Origin of the sequence: Hyphomicrobium sp., from assembly GCF_036780825.1 — a bacterium.
Lineage (GTDB): Bacteria > Pseudomonadota > Alphaproteobacteria > Rhizobiales > Hyphomicrobiaceae > Hyphomicrobium_C.
Genome location: NZ_DAIQCD010000003.1, coordinates 75,900 through 93,450, shown reverse-complemented (window position 1 = coordinate 93,450; position 17,551 = coordinate 75,900). Strand labels below are relative to the sequence as shown.

At 64.0% G+C, this 17,551-nt stretch carries 17 protein-coding genes and 1 tRNA gene; 6 read left to right on the top strand and 12 right to left on the bottom strand.

Features of this window, described 5'->3' with window-relative positions; translation table 11 throughout:
• Positions 1–10 precede the first annotated feature (10 nt).
• The 6 genes from V7P99_RS02690 to pqqA all read right to left on the bottom strand — a co-directional run bounded on the left by V7P99_RS02690 (position 11) and on the right by pqqA (position 4,009).
• Positions 11–385: a c-type cytochrome gene (locus V7P99_RS02690; protein WP_333793279.1), complete on the bottom strand. Its 375-nt coding sequence runs from the start codon at positions 383–385 to the stop codon at positions 11–13.
• A gap of 167 nt (positions 386–552) precedes the next feature.
• Positions 553–1,776, bottom strand: a complete 1,224-nt coding sequence (pqqE, locus tag V7P99_RS02685; RefSeq protein WP_333793278.1) for a pyrroloquinoline quinone biosynthesis protein PqqE — start codon at positions 1,774–1,776, stop codon at positions 553–555.
• A gap of 9 nt (positions 1,777–1,785) precedes the next feature.
• Positions 1,786–2,112 carry a pyrroloquinoline quinone biosynthesis peptide chaperone PqqD gene (gene pqqD / locus V7P99_RS02680; protein ID WP_333793277.1) on the bottom strand — a complete coding sequence of 109 codons (327 nt, stop codon included), beginning with the start codon at positions 2,110–2,112 and terminating at the stop codon, positions 1,786–1,788.
• On the bottom strand, positions 2,105–2,875 hold the full coding sequence (gene pqqC, locus V7P99_RS02675) for a pyrroloquinoline-quinone synthase PqqC (protein ID WP_333793276.1): 771 nt from the start codon (positions 2,873–2,875) through the stop codon (positions 2,105–2,107). The genes pqqD and pqqC overlap by 8 nt, the downstream gene beginning before the upstream one ends.
• Positions 2,872–3,804 carry a pyrroloquinoline quinone biosynthesis protein PqqB gene (gene pqqB / locus V7P99_RS02670; protein ID WP_333793275.1) on the bottom strand — a complete coding sequence of 311 codons (933 nt, stop codon included), beginning with the start codon at positions 3,802–3,804 and terminating at the stop codon, positions 2,872–2,874. The genes pqqC and pqqB overlap by 4 nt, the downstream gene beginning before the upstream one ends.
• Before the next feature lie 115 nt (positions 3,805–3,919).
• Positions 3,920–4,009, bottom strand: coding sequence for a pyrroloquinoline quinone precursor peptide PqqA (pqqA, locus tag V7P99_RS02665; RefSeq protein ID WP_020086280.1), 90 nt, complete (start codon positions 4,007–4,009; stop codon positions 3,920–3,922).
• Positions 4,010–4,539: 530 nt separating this feature from the next.
• Between pqqA and V7P99_RS02660 the strand changes: the two genes are divergently transcribed.
• Together V7P99_RS02660 and V7P99_RS02655 are read left to right on the top strand one after the other, a co-directional pair.
• Positions 4,540–6,324, top strand: a complete 1,785-nt coding sequence (locus tag V7P99_RS02660; RefSeq protein WP_333793274.1) for a diflavin oxidoreductase — start codon at positions 4,540–4,542, stop codon at positions 6,322–6,324.
• 196 nt (positions 6,325–6,520) lie between these two features.
• On the top strand, positions 6,521–8,272 hold the full coding sequence (locus V7P99_RS02655; protein WP_333793273.1) for an NADPH-dependent assimilatory sulfite reductase hemoprotein subunit: 1,752 nt from the start codon (positions 6,521–6,523) through the stop codon (positions 8,270–8,272).
• A 148-nt stretch (positions 8,273–8,420) separates the two neighbouring features.
• On the opposite strand, the gene V7P99_RS02650 is transcribed toward V7P99_RS02655, so the two are convergent.
• The 5 genes from V7P99_RS02650 to V7P99_RS02630 form a co-directional block, all read right to left on the bottom strand.
• Positions 8,421–9,230 carry a sulfite exporter TauE/SafE family protein gene (locus V7P99_RS02650; RefSeq protein WP_333793272.1) on the bottom strand — a complete coding sequence of 270 codons (810 nt, stop codon included), beginning with the start codon at positions 9,228–9,230 and terminating at the stop codon, positions 8,421–8,423.
• Positions 9,231–9,245: 15 nt separating this feature from the next.
• The gene (locus tag V7P99_RS02645; RefSeq protein WP_333793271.1) at positions 9,246–9,986 is read right to left on the bottom strand and encodes a sulfite exporter TauE/SafE family protein; all 741 of its coding nucleotides are present in this window, start codon (positions 9,984–9,986) and stop codon (positions 9,246–9,248) included.
• A gap of 226 nt (positions 9,987–10,212) precedes the next feature.
• Positions 10,213–11,775, bottom strand: a complete 1,563-nt coding sequence (locus tag V7P99_RS02640; RefSeq protein WP_333793270.1) for a sulfate adenylyltransferase subunit 1 — start codon at positions 11,773–11,775, stop codon at positions 10,213–10,215.
• Positions 11,776–12,681, bottom strand: a complete 906-nt coding sequence (gene cysD, locus V7P99_RS02635; protein WP_333793269.1) for a sulfate adenylyltransferase subunit CysD — start codon at positions 12,679–12,681, stop codon at positions 11,776–11,778. It lies immediately after the preceding gene.
• The gene (locus tag V7P99_RS02630; RefSeq protein ID WP_333793268.1) at positions 12,678–13,481 is read right to left on the bottom strand and encodes a phosphoadenylyl-sulfate reductase; all 804 of its coding nucleotides are present in this window, start codon (positions 13,479–13,481) and stop codon (positions 12,678–12,680) included. The genes cysD and V7P99_RS02630 overlap by 4 nt, the downstream gene beginning before the upstream one ends.
• A 926-nt stretch (positions 13,482–14,407) precedes the next feature.
• Here V7P99_RS02630 and V7P99_RS02625 point away from each other — a divergent pair.
• The 4 genes from V7P99_RS02625 to V7P99_RS02610 all read left to right on the top strand — a co-directional run bounded on the left by V7P99_RS02625 (position 14,408) and on the right by V7P99_RS02610 (position 17,035).
• Entirely contained in the window at positions 14,408–15,010 is a 603-nt protein-coding gene (locus V7P99_RS02625; protein ID WP_333793267.1) for a cold-shock protein, read from the top strand.
• A 62-nt stretch (positions 15,011–15,072) separates the two neighbouring features.
• Positions 15,073–15,624, top strand: coding sequence for a DUF192 domain-containing protein (locus tag V7P99_RS02620; RefSeq protein ID WP_333793266.1), 552 nt, complete (start codon positions 15,073–15,075; stop codon positions 15,622–15,624).
• Positions 15,625–15,733: 109 nt separating this feature from the next.
• Positions 15,734–15,810: transfer RNA gene (locus V7P99_RS02615), tRNA-Pro, on the top strand.
• 238 nt (positions 15,811–16,048) lie between these two features.
• Positions 16,049–17,035 carry a diaminopimelate dehydrogenase gene (locus V7P99_RS02610; protein WP_333793265.1) on the top strand — a complete coding sequence of 329 codons (987 nt, stop codon included), beginning with the start codon at positions 16,049–16,051 and terminating at the stop codon, positions 17,033–17,035.
• A 23-nt stretch (positions 17,036–17,058) separates the two neighbouring features.
• Here the strand turns inward: V7P99_RS02610 and V7P99_RS02605 are convergent, their stop codons facing one another.
• A complete protein-coding gene (locus V7P99_RS02605; protein ID WP_333793264.1) occupies positions 17,059–17,526 on the bottom strand; it encodes an MEKHLA domain-containing protein in 468 nt (155 codons plus the stop codon).
• Between the last annotated feature and the right edge of the window lie 25 nt (positions 17,527–17,551).

Here is a 17,551-nt window from a genome sequence, read left to right as displayed (position 1 = left end):
GGCCGTCCCGTTATTCGGTGCACTGCGCCTTGATGTAGGCCAGGAGGTTCACGCGGTCCTCCTCGTTCTTGATGCCGGCGGGGAAGATCATCTTGTTCCCCTTGATGACCGCATCGTCCTTCTCGAACCATGCGAGGAGATGCTCGTCGGTCCAGGTGATGCCGGAGTTCTTCACGGCCTCGGAGTAATTATAGCCTTCGTGATGGCCGGCTTCCTTGCCCGCGACGCACTGCAGCGAGGGGCCCAGGCCGTTCTTCGCGTTGGGGCCAATCTGATGGCACGCCGCGCACTTCTTGAAGACCGCTGCGCCTGCCTCGGCATCCTGCGCCGACGCGCTAACAGGAACGGCTACGAGAGCAGCAGCCGCCACAACCCACTTGAGCATTTCGATTCCTCCGACTCTTTGCGAATCTTTAGTCCAGCTGGAGCTGCCGCCTGGTCTCCCGAACCACCCGGCACCAATTCTATACTGGCAAGTTTTCAATGAACCCGGTGTGAACACGATGCCGCACCTAGTTCGAGACGAACCTCTAATAGAGCCTCGCGCTTCTCTCAAGAGACGTTATGAGTTCCAGGCTTTTTTGCCGCTCCGCCAAAGCGTCGGTAAACGAATTCCGGAACGTTCGGATTGTGGCTTTCCACCTCCGCCACCGCCTGCCACTGAGCATGCAGCGGCGAGAGCGAGCAGGCAGGATCCGTATTTGCCGCGTCGCCCGTGAGAGCGAACGCCTGGCACCGGCAACCGCCGTAGTCGATTTCCTTGCGGGGGCAACTCCGGCACGGCTCTTTCATCCAGCTCGTGCCGCGGTAGGCCTGGAAGGCTGAGCCGTTGAGCCAGATATCCGCCAGCGGACGATCCTTGATATTGTCGAAGGTGAGCGTCTTGATCGTTTCGGCCGCATGGCAGGGAAGCACCCGCCCGGACGGCGTGATGTTAACGATGCCGCGCGCCCAGCCGCCCATGCAGGGCTTCGGATACTTCGCGTAATAGTCTGGCACGATGGCGTCGATGACGATCACGCCCTTGTACTTCTCGCGGGCGGCCTCGACCTGCTTGGCAGCCTGCATGAAGGATTCTTTGGTCGGCATGAGCGAGGCGCGGTTGACGAGCGCCCAGGCGTAATATTGGACATGCGCGACCTCGACGCGGCCTGCCCCGACATCGACGGCGAAGTCGATGATGCGGCCGACGTTATGGATGTTCTGGCGGTGGATGGGGGCGTTGATGGTGAGCGGCAAGCCCACCTCCTTCACCCAGCCGGCAACCTGGATCTTCTTCGCCATGCCACCCTTATAGGCGGCGATGCGGTCGGCGTTCTCGGCGTCCACGTCCTGGATCGAGAGCTGCACGTGGTCGAGGCCCATGTCGGCGAGCGTCTGGAGCCGCTCGCGCGTCAGCGTCACGCCGGCGGTGATGAGGTTGGTGTAAAGGCCCACGTCGGCTGCTACCTTGACGATCTCCTCGAGATCCTTGCGTGCCGTTGGCTCTCCGCCCGAGAGATGGATCTGCAGCACGCCGAGCTCAGCCGCCTGGCGCATCGTATCCTGCCATTCGGCGGTGGTGAGCTCACCCGCGGCGCGCTCGAGCTCCACGGGGTTCGAGCAGTAAGGGCACTGAAGCGGGCAGCGATGGGTGAGCTCGCAAAGCATGCCGATCGGCGCGCGTGCGCAAAGCGCGGGATCGGGACCCGGGCCAGCTGTCTCCGCGCTGTCGGGTGAGCGTGCGCCCACCGGCATCGCGGATTCGGTCACGTGGGTCGGTGCGATCTCGTTCATGGGTCGCTCCTATCCTCTGGCCGCCTCAGCCAGGACGCCCTTGTCGGTGAGGTCCTGGAGCATGGCCAGAATGTCGCTTGTTACAACGTCAAGTGGGGCTTGGTACTCACGAGACAAGACTTCTGCGATGGCGTTCACGGAACGTTGTCCATCAATGAGCTTGAGCACTTCGACGGCCGTCTCGTCGGGATTGAAGACGCGCTCGGGCGCCAGGATGATCCAGCGGCCACGGCCCGCATCATGCCGAAGCTTGATATGCCGGGGCATGACAAGCACCGTGGCCTCGGTGACGATGAGGCGGACGGGCGCGGTGCGGGTTTCGGACGTCTCAGCCATTGAGCGTCTCCGGATTGAAGGCGCCGGGCGGAATCCAACCCGGCGAAACATAGGCATGGTGCAGCGCATCGAGCTGCGCCCAGAGCACGTTGCACTTGAAGCGCACGGCAGCGACGCAGCCTTCCTGCTCGGCGCGCGTCTTGGCGTGGGTTTTAATATAGTTCAGCGCGTAATCGGCGTCGAACGGGGCCTGCACGAGGCGCTTCTTGAAGTAGGCCATGACCGTATCGTCGATGAAGTCGTAGTTCTCGAGCATGCCCGCGATGCGTTCCTTGTGGATCTTGGGCGCGAAGAGCTCGGTCAGCGAGGAAGCAACGGCCACGACCAGCGGCTCCTCGCGCACGAAGCGCACGTAGGCTTCCACGGCAAAGCGTGTTGCCGGCAGCGCGCCCTCCATGCTCTCGACATAGCCGCGATCGAGACCGAGACCGTCCGTCAGGATGAGCCAGCGCTCGATGCCGCCGGGATCGTCGCCATGGCCGTCGTGCTCGAGGACGCGATGGATCCAGTCACGCCGGAGCTGGCGGTCGAAAACGCGGCTGACGAAGGCCGCATCCTTGCGCGGCACCGCGGATTGATAGCAGTAGCGGTTGAGAGCCCAGGCCGCGACCTGGCCCTTGTTCAGCTTTCCGCCGTGTAGCAGTTTGTGGAACGGATGCTTGTCATGGTAGCGCTCCGCGCCGACGGCGCGGATCGCAGCCTCGAACTCCTCAGGGCTCCAAAGAGCATCATCCGCCCCGCTTTGCGCCGGCCGCTCGCTCATAGGCGAATCTCCATTCCGTCATAGCCGACCTCCCAGCCGGCGGCTTCCGTTGCCCGGCGCTCGGGCGAGTTGTCGTCCAGCACCGGATTCGAGTTGTTGATGTGCACATAGATCCGGCGGGCGACGCCGAGCTTTTCGAAAGCCGCGATCGATCCGTCCGGGCCCGAGATCGAGATGTGGCCCATGCGCTGGCCGGTTTTCTGCATGAGGCCCTGCCGGATCATCTCGTCGTCGGTATAGAGGGTGCCGTCGAAGAAGACGAGCGGTGCGCCCGCGAGGCGGTCCCGCAGGTCATCATCAACCGTGGCGCAGCCGGGTACGTAGAAGAAGTGCTTGCCCGTTTCAGGTGCCGAGACCTTGAGGCCGATGGCATCCCCTTCGCGGCTGCCATAGTTGTCGGACGGCGCGCTGCTTTCGAGATAGAGCGCAATTTTCCCCGGCACGGCGAACGCTTCGATCACGAGACCGGTGGGGCGGCCTGCGCCCTCGATGGTGAGGGGAGAGCCGAGCGGAAGCTCGCGACGGGGCACGACGGAGGCGTCGAGCACGTTGAAGACCGAATTCGCGGCCAGCGTCGCCAGCACGCGTGAGGAGCCGTAGACGGTGAACGGCTGAAGCTCGCGCAGATTGAGCAGGCCGGCGATGAAATCGACGTCGCCGCCCGTTAGCACGGCGGCCTTGATGGGGCTGTTGCGCAGCTCGCCCTCCGGCCGGGCGCCGAGTTCGGGCGTCTCATTGATCTGCTGGCGCAGATCCGGTGCCGTGTTGAGCAGTACCCAGTCGACCCCGTTCGCGGAGACCGCGAGCGAGCACTGCGTGCGGGCGCGGAAACCGCGTTTCCCGGCCCGCACGTCTGAGCAGTTGCGGCAATTACAGTTCCACTGAGGGAAGCCGCCGCCAGCGGCAGCCCCCAGGATCCTGATCAACATGTATATTTTTCGTCCTGGAGCGGCGCCCTGCGAGAGCGGCGCCGAAAATAACGGCGGCGGCCGAACGTTCGACCGCCGCGCTAAAGCTTCTTACACGGGTTGCGAGCGGATCGATTTAGATGATGTCGATCTCGGCCGGCAGGTAGCTCGTGACCTCGAGGCCGACTTCCTGCTCACGCACCGCGGGCTTGGTCCAGGTCTTCATGATGTAATTCCTCCTTAATTGTGCAGGCTGCTCTATCGAAGCACGCCCCCGCCAGGGCGCCAAAGCTGCCCGGTTCCGAGCGCTTCAGTGCGGAATTTGCCAAGCCTGCCAAAGCAATCCCGTCCTGGAATGACGTAATCACAGGGCCTTGCCCCGGGGAAGTAACAGTGCGTCACGAGTTCGTGTGATATCATGCAATACTATCATGATCATCACGATTGGCGGCTACGGGCTGCGGTGATCATCCACAAATCGGGTGGAAATTCTTTGCAGGCGCGAAGGGGAGTGCGCTTTTAATGGGAAAGCGATAAGTGAGCCCGAAAATTCGCATATAAATAGAATGATATTGCGTTTATCGGCCAGCGTCCTTATGGCAATGGAAAATTATTCCCCGTTAATGTATGTCATCACCTAGGGCCGTCAGTACGTTCGCCGCCACTTTGTAGTCGGACGAGAAACGTGCGCCAGACGGCAGGGTGCAGTGCCGCACGCCGTTGCGTGAGCCCAAGGGATGATCGAGGAGGAGCGGAGTGACCGCGGTGCCGTTATTGCCGAAGAATGCGCCGTTCGCGGCGGAGGATATCGATGCGCTGAACCGTCTGGTCCAGCGCTCGACGCCGTTGCAGCGCAGCTGGCTGTCAGGGTTCCTGGCGGGTCTTGATGCGGCGCAGGGCTTCAGCGGGGCCGTTGCCGCGCCCGCGCAGGCGCCACGCCCACGCCAGCCACTCACTATTCTCTATGGCAGCGAATCCGGGAACACCGAGATGCTGGCCATGAAGGCGCGCAAGCTCGCTGCCAAGATGAACTTCGATGCCAAGGTCGTCGACATGGCGGATGCCGATCTCGCGACCATCGCCAAGGCCAAGAACCTGCTTGTCTACATCTCAACCTGGGGCGAGGGCGATCCGCCCCAGCGGGCCGCTGATTTTCACGCGGCGCTGATGGCCGACGGGGCGCCGCGCTTCGAGGGCGTGCGCTTCGCGGTGCTGGCACTCGGCGATACGGCTTACGTCAATTTCTGCTCGACCGGCCGTGAGATCGACGAGCGCCTCGAGGCGCTCGGCGGCAAGCGGGTGGCAGACCGTCAGGATCTCGATCTTGATTTCCAGAAGGCGGCCGCCGCCTGGACCGACGAGGCGCTGGAGGTTCTGGCGCCGGCCGATCCGGCTCCGAATACCGTCGTGCATGTGGACTTTAAGGGAGCCCCGGCGTTTGATGAGGACGACGAGCCGCGCTTCACGGCCGAAAATCCGATCGAAGCGGAGATCACGGAGCTGATCGACCTCAACGGCACCGGGTCTTCGCGCGAGACCTGGCATGTGGAGCTGGCCATCGAGGAGCCAGGCTTCGTCTACAAGCCGGGCGATGCGATCGGCGTCTATCCCGAGAACGATCCGGAGCTCGCCGAGGATCTGCTGGCGGCTGTCGGCCTTGCCGGCGACGAGGCGCTGAAGCAGAAGCTCGTACAGAACTTCGATATCACCACGCTGTCGCGCCCGCTGGTGGACGGCTACGCCAAGCTCACGGGCCGGTCCGATGTCGCGAAGTTGCTCGAGGGCGATGAACTCGCGCGGTTCTCCGCCGACAGGCAACTGGTCGACCTGTTCGAGACCTATCCCGAGGCGCTGTCCGCAGATCAGCTGGTGAAGCTCCTGCGCTCGCTCCCAGGCCGGCTCTACTCGGTCGCGTCCAGCCAGGCGGCGCATCCGGGTGAAGCCCATCTCCTCATCGGCGCCGTGCGTTGGGATTCGCATGGCCGGGCGCGTAAGGGCGTGACCTCGACCTATTTTGCCGATCGCCGCAAAGTTGGAGATAAGGCGCGCATCTACGTCAAGCCGAACCGCCATTTCTCCCTGCCGGAGGACGGCGGCAGGCCGATCATCATGATCGGTGCGGGAACCGGGGTCGCGCCATACCGCGGCTTCATCGAGGAGCGCGACGAAGCCGGGGCCGCCGGCCAGAGCTGGCTCTTCTTCGGCGAGCGAAACTTTAGCTTCGACTTCCTCTACCAGCTCGAGTGGCAGGACCACCTCGAATCCGGGGCGCTGTCACGCATCGACGTTGCGTTCTCCCGCGACCAGCCGGAGAAGATCTACGTTCAGCACCGGCTGTGGGAGCGCCGCGCCGAGCTCATCAAGTGGATCGACGATGGCGCGCACATCTACGTCTGCGGCGACGAGAAGGGCATGGCGAAGGACGTGGACAACACCTTGGCCAGGATTCTCGCCGAGACCGCCAAGGGTGACGAGGAGGCGGGCCGCGCCAAGCTCAAGGAGCTGGGGAAGGCAGGGCGCTACCAGCGCGATGTCTACTGAGGCGCGCCCTTGATCCGCGCTGGCGGGTCAGGCGCTCCAGGCGACGCTCCATCGTTCGCATTCACTCAGGACGGACCGGTTTGAATGCGCGGGACAGGGTCCGGGCGGCCATCGCGCCCCATGGTCTCGCGCCCCGGCGAGGCCCTAGGCGAGGCCAGGCTGCCGGTCTGTCGAATTCAGTTTGCCGAGGCGGAACATGACGAAAACTCTGTCGAAGAACGAAGGACTCAAGGAAAGAAGCCGCTTTCTGCGTGGCACGATCACGGAAGGGCTGACGCGTGTCGAGACCGGCGCCATCGCGGAGGACGACACCCAGCTCATCAAGTTCCATGGTTCCTACATGCAGGACGACCGCGACCTACGCGCGGAGCGGGCCAAGAAGAAGCTGGAAAAAGCCTACATCTTCATGGTGCGCCTGCGCATTCCCGGCGGCGTGCTCAACGCGGAGCAGTGGCTCGCCATCGATCGCGTAGCGGGCGATTACGCCAACCACACGCTGCGCGTCACCACGCGCGCTACGTTCCAGCTGCACGGCATCATCAAGTCGAACATGAAGCCCGCGCTGCAGGCCATCAATGCCGCCGGCCTCAACACCATTGCCGCCTGCGGCGACATCAATCGCGGCGTGATGGCCGCGGCCAATCCCTATCTGTCGCGTGCGCACCGCGAAGCCTATGAAACGGCTCTCAAGGTGAACGCGCATCTTCTCCCGAAGACGGGCGCCTATAGCGAGATCTGGCTTGATGGCGCGCCGGCTCCCGACCAGTCTCCGCCCTCGGAGCCCGAGGTGGAGCCCATCTACGGGCCGACCTATCTTCCACGCAAGTTCAAGGTCGTCTTCGCCGTGCCGCCCGACAACGATGTCGACGTGTTCGCGCACGATCTCGGCTTCATCGCCATCGTCGAGGGCGGCCGCATCGTCGGCTGGAACATCAGCGTCGGTGGCGGCATGGGCATGACCCACGGCGAGCCCAATACGTTTCCGCGCACGGGCGACGTCATCGGTTTCTGCAAACCGGAGGACGTGGTCGCCGTTGCCGAGCACATCGTCGGCGTGCAGCGCGACTGGGGCAACCGCGTGGACCGCAAGCAGGCGCGCCTCAAGTATACGATCGAGGCGCACGGAGCGAAGGCGTTCCGCGAGGAGGTCGAGAAGCGCCTCGGGTTCAAGCTCGGCGAGGCGCGGCCGTATGCGTTCGCGAGCATGGGCGACGTCATCGGCTGGCGTCAGGGCGAGGCGGAAGCGGGCGGCAAATCCGGCGGCAAGTCCGACGCGCGGAAGTGGCACCTCACGCTCTATGTCGAAAGCGGCCGCATCAAGGATCAGCCCGGCATGATGCTGCGCACGGCGCTGCGTGAGATCGCCGGCCTGGGCAATGGCATCGGTTTCGTCCTGACCGGCAACCAGAACGTGATCATCAGCAACGTGCCGGCGAAGATGAAGGCGAAGGTGGAGGCCATCCTCACCGAGCAGGGCGTTCAGATTCCCACCTCCTCGGGCCTGCGGCGCAATGCGATTTCGTGCGTCGCGCTGCCGACGTGTGCGCTGGCGCTGGCCGAGAGCGAGCGCTTCCTGCCCGAGTTGCTCGCCGATCTCGAGGGCGTGCTCGACAAGGCGGGGCTCCGGGGCGACGATATCGTGATCCGTATGACCGGTTGCCCCAATGGCTGCGGCCGTCCCTATCTTGCTGAGATCGGCCTCGTCGGCCGTTCGCCGGGCTTGTACAATCTCTATCTGGGGGCGGCCTTTAATGGCACCCGCATGAACAAGCTCTATGCCCAGGACGTCGACAAGGCGCGCATCGTCGGGCTCCTCGAGCCCCTTTTGATCCGCTACGCTAAGGAGCGCGAAGCCGGCGAGCATTTCGGCGATTTCGTTATCCGTGCCGGCGTCGTGAAGCCGACCCTGGGCGGCAACACCTTCCACGCTGACGTCGTGCTCGTTTGATCGTCGAGCGCTTCCGGGAACCGTGTTTCCGGAAGCGCTCTCCTTATTCTTGTTCCTATTCCGGCGAATTTCTCACGCTGACTCGGGCCTCCGGTTCAGCGTGACGCCCCATTCCTTCAGCCCATCGAAGGTTGCGGGCCGCCGCCTGTCAGCCTCTCGCGTAGAGCTGCGAGGCGGCGAAGATCAGGATGGCGGCGAGGATGGTGCGGAGGAGCCAATCGGGCAGGCGCCCGGTCAGGCGTGAGCCGAGCGCAATGCCCGGCAGGGAGCCGGCCAGCAGAAGGCCGAGCAACAGGAAATCCGCATTGCCCATGCCGAGATGGCCGAGGCCCGAGACAAGTGTCAGCGGCACGGCGTGTACGATGTCCGTGCCGATCAGGCGCCGTGTGAGAAGCGCCGGATAAAGCAGCGTCAGGATCACAACGCCGATCGCGCCGGCTCCGACCGAGGTCAGCGTCACGACGGAGCCGAGCAGGAGGCCGAGCAACAGCGTTGGCACCGGGCGGATTGCGTGCTGATCGGATGAGCGATCCTCTCCGGCCCGCAAGCGCCCGCGCATCATGATCGGGTAAGCGATGATCGTGGCGGCGCTCAGCGCCAGCGCCCCGATCAGCGCCGAGCGGATGACGTGCCCCATGGTCTCGAGATCCGGTTCGAGCCACTTGATCAGGAGCAGCATGGCAATGGCGCCCGGCACGCTGCCGGCCGCAAGCCAGCGCACGATGCGCCAGTTGACGTTGCCGAACGTGTGGTGGGGGGCCGCCGCAGACGCCTTGGTGATGGAGGCAAATAGAAGGTCGGTCCCGACCGCCAGCGCGGGCTGCACCCCGACCTGGGTGATGAGGAAGGGCGTCATCAGCGAGCCCGCGCCGACGCCGGTCATGCCGACGAGGAAGCCGACGCCAAAGCCTCCGGCGACGATCAGGGGCCAAAGCGCGAGGAGGGACGTGTCGATCATGGATCCCTCTCAGCGCTAATGCAGAGCGAGAAAGAGCGTTCTGAGACTCAGTGCGATGATGACGAAGCCAACGATCAGCATCAACACTTTCGCAGGAACGTGCTTGGCGGCCAGCGCCGCGAACGGGGCAGCGATAATGCCGCCGATGATGAGCCCGAGGATGATGGGCCAAAGGCTCAGCCCGATGGTGAGGAAGAACGTGGCCGAAATCGTCAGTGTGACGAAGAACTCGGCCAGGTTGACCGAGCCGATGGCATAGCGTGGCGTCGTACCCTGGCCGAGCAGGCTCGACGCCACGATCGGGCCCCAGCCGCCCCCGCCGATAGCGTCGAGCAGGCCGCCGAAGAAGCCGAGCGGCCCAACGGCGCGCGGCGCCGGCGCTTCCCGCGGACGTTTGACCAGCGCCTTCCAGATGATGACCGCGCCGAGGAGCAGAAGATACGCGCTGATGAACGGCTTCAACGTGTCGCCGGGGAATTCGGAGAGCACATAGGCGCCAATGGCGCCGCCGATGGCGCCAGGGAGAGCGAGCCGCCACAGAATGGAGCGGTCGACGTTGCCGAGCTTCCAGTGCGCCAGTCCCGAGGCGCCCGTCGTGAAGGTCTCGGCCGCGTGCACGCAGGCGCTCGCCGTCGCGGGCGGCACGCCAGACGAAAGCAGAACTGAGGTCGCGGTCACGCCGTAGGCCATGCCGATCGCGCCGTCGATCATCTGGGCCGCGAAGCCGATGGCGACGTACAAAAGAATGTCATCCATGACAGAGGACGGCGTCTCCGCTTAATCGGGGAAGGCTCCAGAGCGTTTTCCGGTCGGATGGATCGGATCGGACGCTCAGGCTTTTGACGAGACCGATGGCTTGGAGCCGTTCCGCTTTAAGTGGAAACGGGGAACGGCTCTAAGCTTTTATTTCTTCGTGCTTCTTATCGGACATCTTAACTCGCATGGCTTCGCCATGATCGGTTCCCACTTTTCCGGAAGCACTCTAGATCGAATAGTCCGGCGGATTTTCGATCTCAACGTTGATCCCGGCAGCGCGGAGAATGAGCGCCACCTCGTTCGCACGCCGGCGGAACTCGGCCTCGGCGTCCGTACGCTCGGCGAGATCCGAGTTTAGGCCGCGCTCGAGCATGGCCCGCGTCAACACGAACGAGGTCTCGTCTCCTGCTGCCGCTTCCTCCCGCGCCGCCGCCACCACGCCGCCGGCAATGGATGCGCCGGTGATGGCGTCGACCAGCATGAAGCTTCCGGTTTCGGGAGCATCCGTGAAGGTGTCGATGGCAGCCGGGCGCGCCAGCGCGATGTCGCCGATGGCGATGTCGTTGGTGGAGCAGGATGTGGAGGGGCGTTCCTCCAGGGTTTCGAGGTTCAAGAGCGACCGGATCTTGAGGCTCGAAACGGGTGTGAGATCGGTGGCCGTGCGGACGAGGTAAGAGCCGCGCGGATCATAGGGCGTCTCGCTGAGCCAGACGAGGCGCGCCTCGAGCACGCGTGCCACGAGCGGACGCAGATCGGCCTTGGAGAGCACCGAGCCGCGCGCCACGTCGATGTCGGTGTCGAGCTGGATCGCGACGGCCTGGCCTTGCGAGGCCTGCTCGAGATCTCCATCCATGGTTGCGATGCGAAGCACCTTGGCGCTGCGCTTCGAGAGCGCATCGACCACCGTCTCTCCGACGCGCACGCTGCCGCCGCTGATCGTGCCGGCAAGCCCGCGGAAGTCGTTGCGGGAATCGCGCAGCACCGTCTGCACGGGGAAACGGAACGGCCCAGTCGGCTCCGTGACGCGGCTCGGGATCGCCTCGAGATGCTCGAGAAGAGTGGGACCCTCGTACCAGGGCATGTGCTCCGAGCGGCGCGCGACGTTATCGCCCGAGACGGCGGCCGTCGGGATCACCGTCGCCTCCCAGAAGCCGAAACGCCAGGAGAAGGTCTCGAAGTCGGCTTCGATCTTGCGGAAGGTCGATTCCGACCAATCGACGAGGTCCATCTTGTTGACCACGAGGATGATGCGCTTCACGCCGATGAGATCGAGGATCGCCGCGTGGCGCCGCGTCTGTGTCTTGATGCCGTGGCGGGCGTCGATGAGCAGGATGGCGACGTCGGCATGGGAGGCGCCCGATGCCATGTTGCGCGTGTACTGCTCATGGCCCGGGCTGTCGATGACCACGAAGCGGCGCGTCGCGGTATCGAAATAGCGCCAGGCGATATCGATGGTGATGCCCTGCTCGCGCTCGGCGACGAGGCCGTCCATGAGGAGGCTGAAATCGGGGTTGCCGCCGTCCACCGTCTTGCCGCGCTTCAGCGTTTCGCGCTGATCGTCGTACAGGTCGGTGGCATCCCAGAGCAGCCGCCCGATGAGGGTCGATTTTCCATCGTCGACCGACCCGCAGGTGAGGATGCGCAGCATGCCGGAGAGCTCAGGTGCGAGCTTGTTGAGATCGGCAGACGCCGGTGCCGGCGCCGACACCTGGTCAGAGACGACCTTGAGCTGAGATTTCACCTTGCTGTCCATTGATTGATGGCGGGCCGTCGTGGGCTGGGCGGACATCTAGAAATATCCCTCCTGCTTCTTCTTCTCCATGGCGCCGGCCTGGTCGTGGTCGATCAGGCGGCCCTGACGCTCGGAGGTGCGCGCTCCAAGCGTCTCAGCGACGACGCTTTCGATGTCTGCGGCGTCGGACTCGACGGCCGCGGTGAGGGGGTAGCAGCCGAGCGTGCGGAAGCGCACGCGCCGGTTGACGACGACCTCGCCGGGCTTCAGCGGCATCCGGTCGTCGTCGAGCATCAGAATCTGTCCGTTGCGCACCACCGTCGGGCGCGTGTCGGCGAAGTAGAGAGGAACCACGTCGAGCTTTTCGCGGAGGATGTAGCGCCAGATATCGCGCTCGGTCCAATTCGAGAGCGGGAAGACGCGCACCGTCTCGCCGGCGCCGAGACGGCCGTTCAAGAGGCGCCACATCTCGGGACGCTGGCGGCGCGGATCCCACCGATGGCCTTCGGCGCGGAACGAGAAAACGCGTTCCTTGGCCCGGCTCGCTTCCTCGTCGCGGCGCGCACCGCCGAAGGCGGCGTCGAACGCGTGCGCGTCGAGCGCCTGCTTGAGCGGCACCGTCTTCATCACGTCGGTGTAGACGGAGGGCGGGTAGTCGAAGGGATTGATGCCCTTTGCCTGGCCGTCCGCATTGGTGTGCACGATAAGATCGAGATCGAAGTCGCGCGCAGTCTTGTCGCGAAAGAGGATCATGTCACGGAACTTCCAGCCCGTGTCGATGTGGAGCACGGGAAACGGAAGCTTCGCCGGCCAGAACGCCTTCCGCGCGAGATGCAGGAGGACGGTCGAATCCTTGCCGATCGAATAGAGGAGCACGGGCTTTCGGAACTGCGCCGCCGCCTCACGGAAGATGTGGATGCTCTCGGCCTCGAGCAGATCCAGGTGGGAAATTGGTTGCGTCATGCTTGCGCCTCTTTCGGCTTCGGGCGGTTGTGGAGCCCGCATTCCTTTCCGTCCTCGTTCTCCCACCACCACCGACCAGCGCGGATGTCCTCGCCCGGCCGGATGGCGCGGGTGCAGGGCTGGCAGCCGATGGAGGGGAAGCCCTGGGCGTGCAGCGGGTTCACCGGCACGTCATGGTCGGCGATGTAGGCTTCGAGCCTGTCGAGGCTCCAATCCGCGATCGGGTTGAGCTTGATCAGCTGGTGGGGTGCGTCCCAGGCGGCGAAGGGTACGTGCGTGCGTGTTGTTGCCTGATCGCGCCGCAGGCCGGTGATCCAACCCGCGGCACCGGCGAGCGCCTTGTTGAGGGGGCGCACCTTCCGCACGTCGCAGCAGGCTTTGCGGGCCTCGATCGACTGGCGGAACCCCATGATGCCGTCGCGGGCGACGAGGTTCTCTACGTCTTTTGCTTCGGGAAAGACGACGCGGATCTTGAGACCGTAGCGGAGCTCGCTCGCGTCGAGCGTTTCGAGCGTCTCCGCAAAATGGCGCCCGGTGTCGAGCGTGAACACGTCGAAGGCGCGTCCGCTGGCGGCGATGGCGTGCAGCACCGCCTGATCCTCGAGGCCGAGGCTCGTGGAGAACGCAATGCGGCCGGGGATCGCGTCGGCGATGGCGATGAGGCGGGCTTCGAGATCGTCGTGGCCGGCAAGAGACGCATCGAGGCGCCGCGCCAACTCCTCGCCTCCTTCCGGAGCGGAATGGCCGGCCGCCGCACTGGCCGCGAGACCGGCACGTGCCCGGACGTGTGCTTGGGTCATGGAGATCCTCCGATTTCGCGAAGCTAATGAAAAAAAGTTCTTAGATAAAGAGGTTCAGATAAATAAGAATAGGATATCATTCCTGGTCGCCGGTAATGAAGAAAAATTGTTCCCTTTCCGGTCTTGAAGGAACAGTTTCTTGCAAAGCAGCATGAACCTTGAAGCTCATGCCTCCGCGCGGCACCAGTGCGGTTCCCTTTCTCGCGGCTCCCCAGACTCAGGCGTGGACGATGCGGGCGATTTTTCGCCCGGGGGCACAGTCTGCGACCGAAGTTGACTGGTGTGCCGCCTGGAAGGTGAGAGGCGTGAACATCACTCCACGTCTGGCGCCGACAGATGGCGAGGTGCTCCGCGTCGTGACCTCTGCAACCTGGGCGGGTTGCGATATCGTGTGACGAAATTAACACATGAAACATTCGGGGAACACCGACAGCTCGCTCACGCAAGCTCGTGGAGAGGCGTAATTTTTTGCACCAGCTCGGCGGGCCCTCGGTTTTTCCCGGCTCGGAGGGATGGAGGAGGGGCCGAGCTCGCCTCCAATGCGAGGGTGGAAAGAGGGCGGGTCGGGCGCAATGACGCGCGAATCAGCTGCTTTCAAGGTGGCGTCCAGTCGCCGCCCAAAGCGCTTGGCGGCCCGTGCGGAACTCTTGTCATGGAGGAGGTGAAGAAATTTTCCGCAGGCTTGAAATACTAAAATATTATTAATGAGCTCAGCTGGTTAACTTGTCGCTCTCATGTGGACATGCGGTGATTGGAGCGACGCGGAGCGCCCTGGCGCGGGGCGGGGGGCTAGCCTCGGGCATCGCAAATGTTATTGTTCGCCCCGTCGCCAGAGACGCGAAGCAGTCGATGTAGAGGGCAGAGACTGAAACGCAGACGAAGCGACGCATCAGTTCAACGTAGGCCAAGTAAGGCGGGGTAGGATTATGGGGGATAGCAAGTTACCTCCGGAGTATCCGGGTGGTGGAGTCTTTGCTGAAGGTGAACTCGAGCGACTGGAGGAGGGCGGCCTCGAAGTATTCGAGATCGCGGGAACCATTAAGTGGTTCGATGTCGCCAAGGGATACGGGTTTATTGTTCCCGATAATGGCTTGGCGGACGTGCTGCTCCATGTCACCTGCCTTCGGGCTGGGGGCTACCAGACCGCCTATGAGGGCGCCCGCATTCATTGCCAGGTGCTGAAGCGTCCCAAGGGCATGCAGGCCTTCCGTATCCTTTCCATGGATGAATCGACGGCCATCCATCCGTCGCTCTTGCCGCAGCGCACGCACGTTCACGTGCAGCCCGAGAGCGATTGGGAGCGCGTGATCGTGAAGTGGTTCAACCGGGTGCGCGGTTTCGGCTTCCTGACCAAGGGCGAGGGCCATCCGGACATCTTCGTCCACATGGAGACCTTGCGCCGCTTCGGCTTCACCGAGCTGCGGCCGGGCCAGACGGTTCAGGTTCGCTGGGGCATGGGTTCGAAGGGCTGCATGGCCGCCGAGCTGAAGCCCGACGGTTCCGTCACGGGCATCACATCGCCCCATTGACGGGTCTGCGGCAGACCGGCATCTCTAATCGAGAACGTCGGGCTTGCCGGCAGGAACCAGCGATGAGCAATGTAAGCTATTCTAGAAGGGCCGCCGCCAGGGTGGCCCTTTTACACTTGGCGGCAACGTGCGCGGCCGTGCTGCCCCCAGCCATGGGCGTCGCTTTCGCCGAGTCCGGCCAGAAGCCAGGGGCGGATCAGCCGTCAACGGCGAAGGGGAAGAAGCCCTCGGCCGGGGAGGAGCGTCTCGAACTCGTGACGACGGGCGGCGTGCACGCCTTCGAGGTCGAGATCGCCGATACGCCGGAGCGGCAGGCTCTTGGTCTGATGTACCGGACCGTGCTTCCTGAGACGAAGGGAATGCTGTTCGTCTACGGCGGCGAGCACGAGCTCACGATGTGGATGCGCAACACTTACATTCCGCTCGATATGGTCTTCATCCGTGCCGACGGGACGGTGCACCGCATCGAGGCGCGGACGGAGCCTCTCTCCGAACGCACGATCGCGTCGGAAGGGCCGGTCCTGGCCGTTCTCGAACTCGCGGGCGGCGTGGCGGAGCGCTTGGGCCTCAAGCCTGGCGACCTGGTCCGGCATCCCGCTTTCGGCCCGCGCTGACGGGAGAACGGAAAGAGGGGCACGTCTGCCGGCTAGAGGTGCTTGACCGGCGGATCGCAAAGCGGCACATGTTGCCGCCGAGCCGGTGCGATGCGCCGGCTCATCCCGTCGGGGCATAGCTCAGCCTGGTAGAGCGCTTGCTTTGGGAGCAAGAAGTCGCGAGTTCGAATCCCGCTGCCCCGACCATTCCCTTTCATAGCTTCGCGTGTTGTCATCCGAACCGGATGGCCCGCCTCGGGGCTCGCCGCGCGTTCGACGCGCGGCTTTGGCGCCGATCATGCTGCGCAGGTTGTTGCGCCAGCCTTGCATGATGCGGCCTCCAGCTCCGTTCCGTCTTGATCCAGCCTGAAAAATTGATATTCCCCAACGGGTCTTCCGGCTCCGCCCAAAGATCAGATCGCGCAAGCACGAAGGGATTTCCCGTATGGATGAGCTTATTCGCATCGCCATCGCCGGCTATGGGAACCTTGGCCGTGGTGTCGAAGCAGCCATTCCCAAGAACCCCGATATGCGGCTTGCAGGGATCTACACGCGCCGGCCTCCCGAGCAGCTTGTACCGCTCGACGGCGCCACGCCGGTTTTCGGGATGGATGCGCTGCCCGATCATGGCGACCGCATCGACGTGCTGATTCTCTGTGGAGGCTCCAAGGAAGACCTGCCCGAGCAGGGGCCCCGCCTCGCGGCGTTGTTCAACACCGTTGACAGTTTCGATACGCATGCGCGCATCCCGGAATATTTCGCGGCAGTGGACACTCCGGCGAAGCTCAATCGCAAGACGGCGCTGATCTCAGCAGGCTGGGACCCGGGCATGTTTTCCTTGCACCGCGCAATCAGCGAGGCGCTGCTGCCCGACGGCGCGACCTACACGTTCTGGGGCGACGGTCTCAGCCAGGGGCATTCGGACGCGTTGCGGCGCGTGCCCGGCGTGGCCGGCGGCGTGCAGTACACGCGGCCAATTCGCGATGCCATGGACCGGGTGCGCAGCGGATCGCGGCCGGTGCTCGCGACGCGCGAAAAGCACACGCGAGAATGCTTCGTCGTGCTGCAAGACGGGGCCAATGCGGAGGAGGTGCGTCGCGCCATCGTCACCATGCCGCATTACTTCGCGGACTACGACACCACGGTGCATTTCATCAGCGCGGACGAGCTTGCGCGCGATCATCACGCCATGGTGCACGGCGGTTTCGTGATCCACAGCGGCAACACCTCGGCAGCGAGCGCGCATGTGATCGAATATGCGCTCAAGCTCGGCAGCAACCCCGAATTTACGGCCAGCGTCCTTGTGGCTTACGCGCGTGCCGTGCACCGCTTGCACGCGCTAGGGCAGTACGGCGCAAAAACGGTGTTCGACGTTCCGCCCGGGATGCTGTCCATCAAGAGCCCGGAACAACTGCGTGCAGAGCTGCTATAGGCGCGCCGCCCGCAGAGCTGTTCTCAGCCTGTGCTTGCCACAGGCGTCCATTCTGAAAATGCTGCAGCCTGGCCTACCGCTGCGCCGGCCGCATCCGTCAGGTTCCAAACGGACGCGTTGGCAATGCGGAACCGCTTGCCTGTGGCGGAGATGCGCACGCCGGCATAGTCCTCGATGATGCCATTGCGCGTGACGCGCTCGAGCAGGTCTGCACGTTCCTCTCGGAGAAGCGGCTCGGCCGAGAACCGTGACGGCAGGCGCGTGAAGGTCTGAAAATCCATTTCGAAGAGATCGAGGGCAATCCGGTTCCCGAAGAAGAAGACCGGATCCGGCTCCGTGCCGTGGGACACGATCGCGAAAGGGGCTTGCCAAAGCGCCTCTATGAGATCGTCATCGGCTGCCACGAGACGTCGTCCCGTGAGGCGCCGGTAACTGTCGCCAATGCACAAGATGCGGTGACACTGCGCGTTTGTCAGGTGCGGTATGCCCATTGTGCGTCTGATCGGTTTCGTTCAG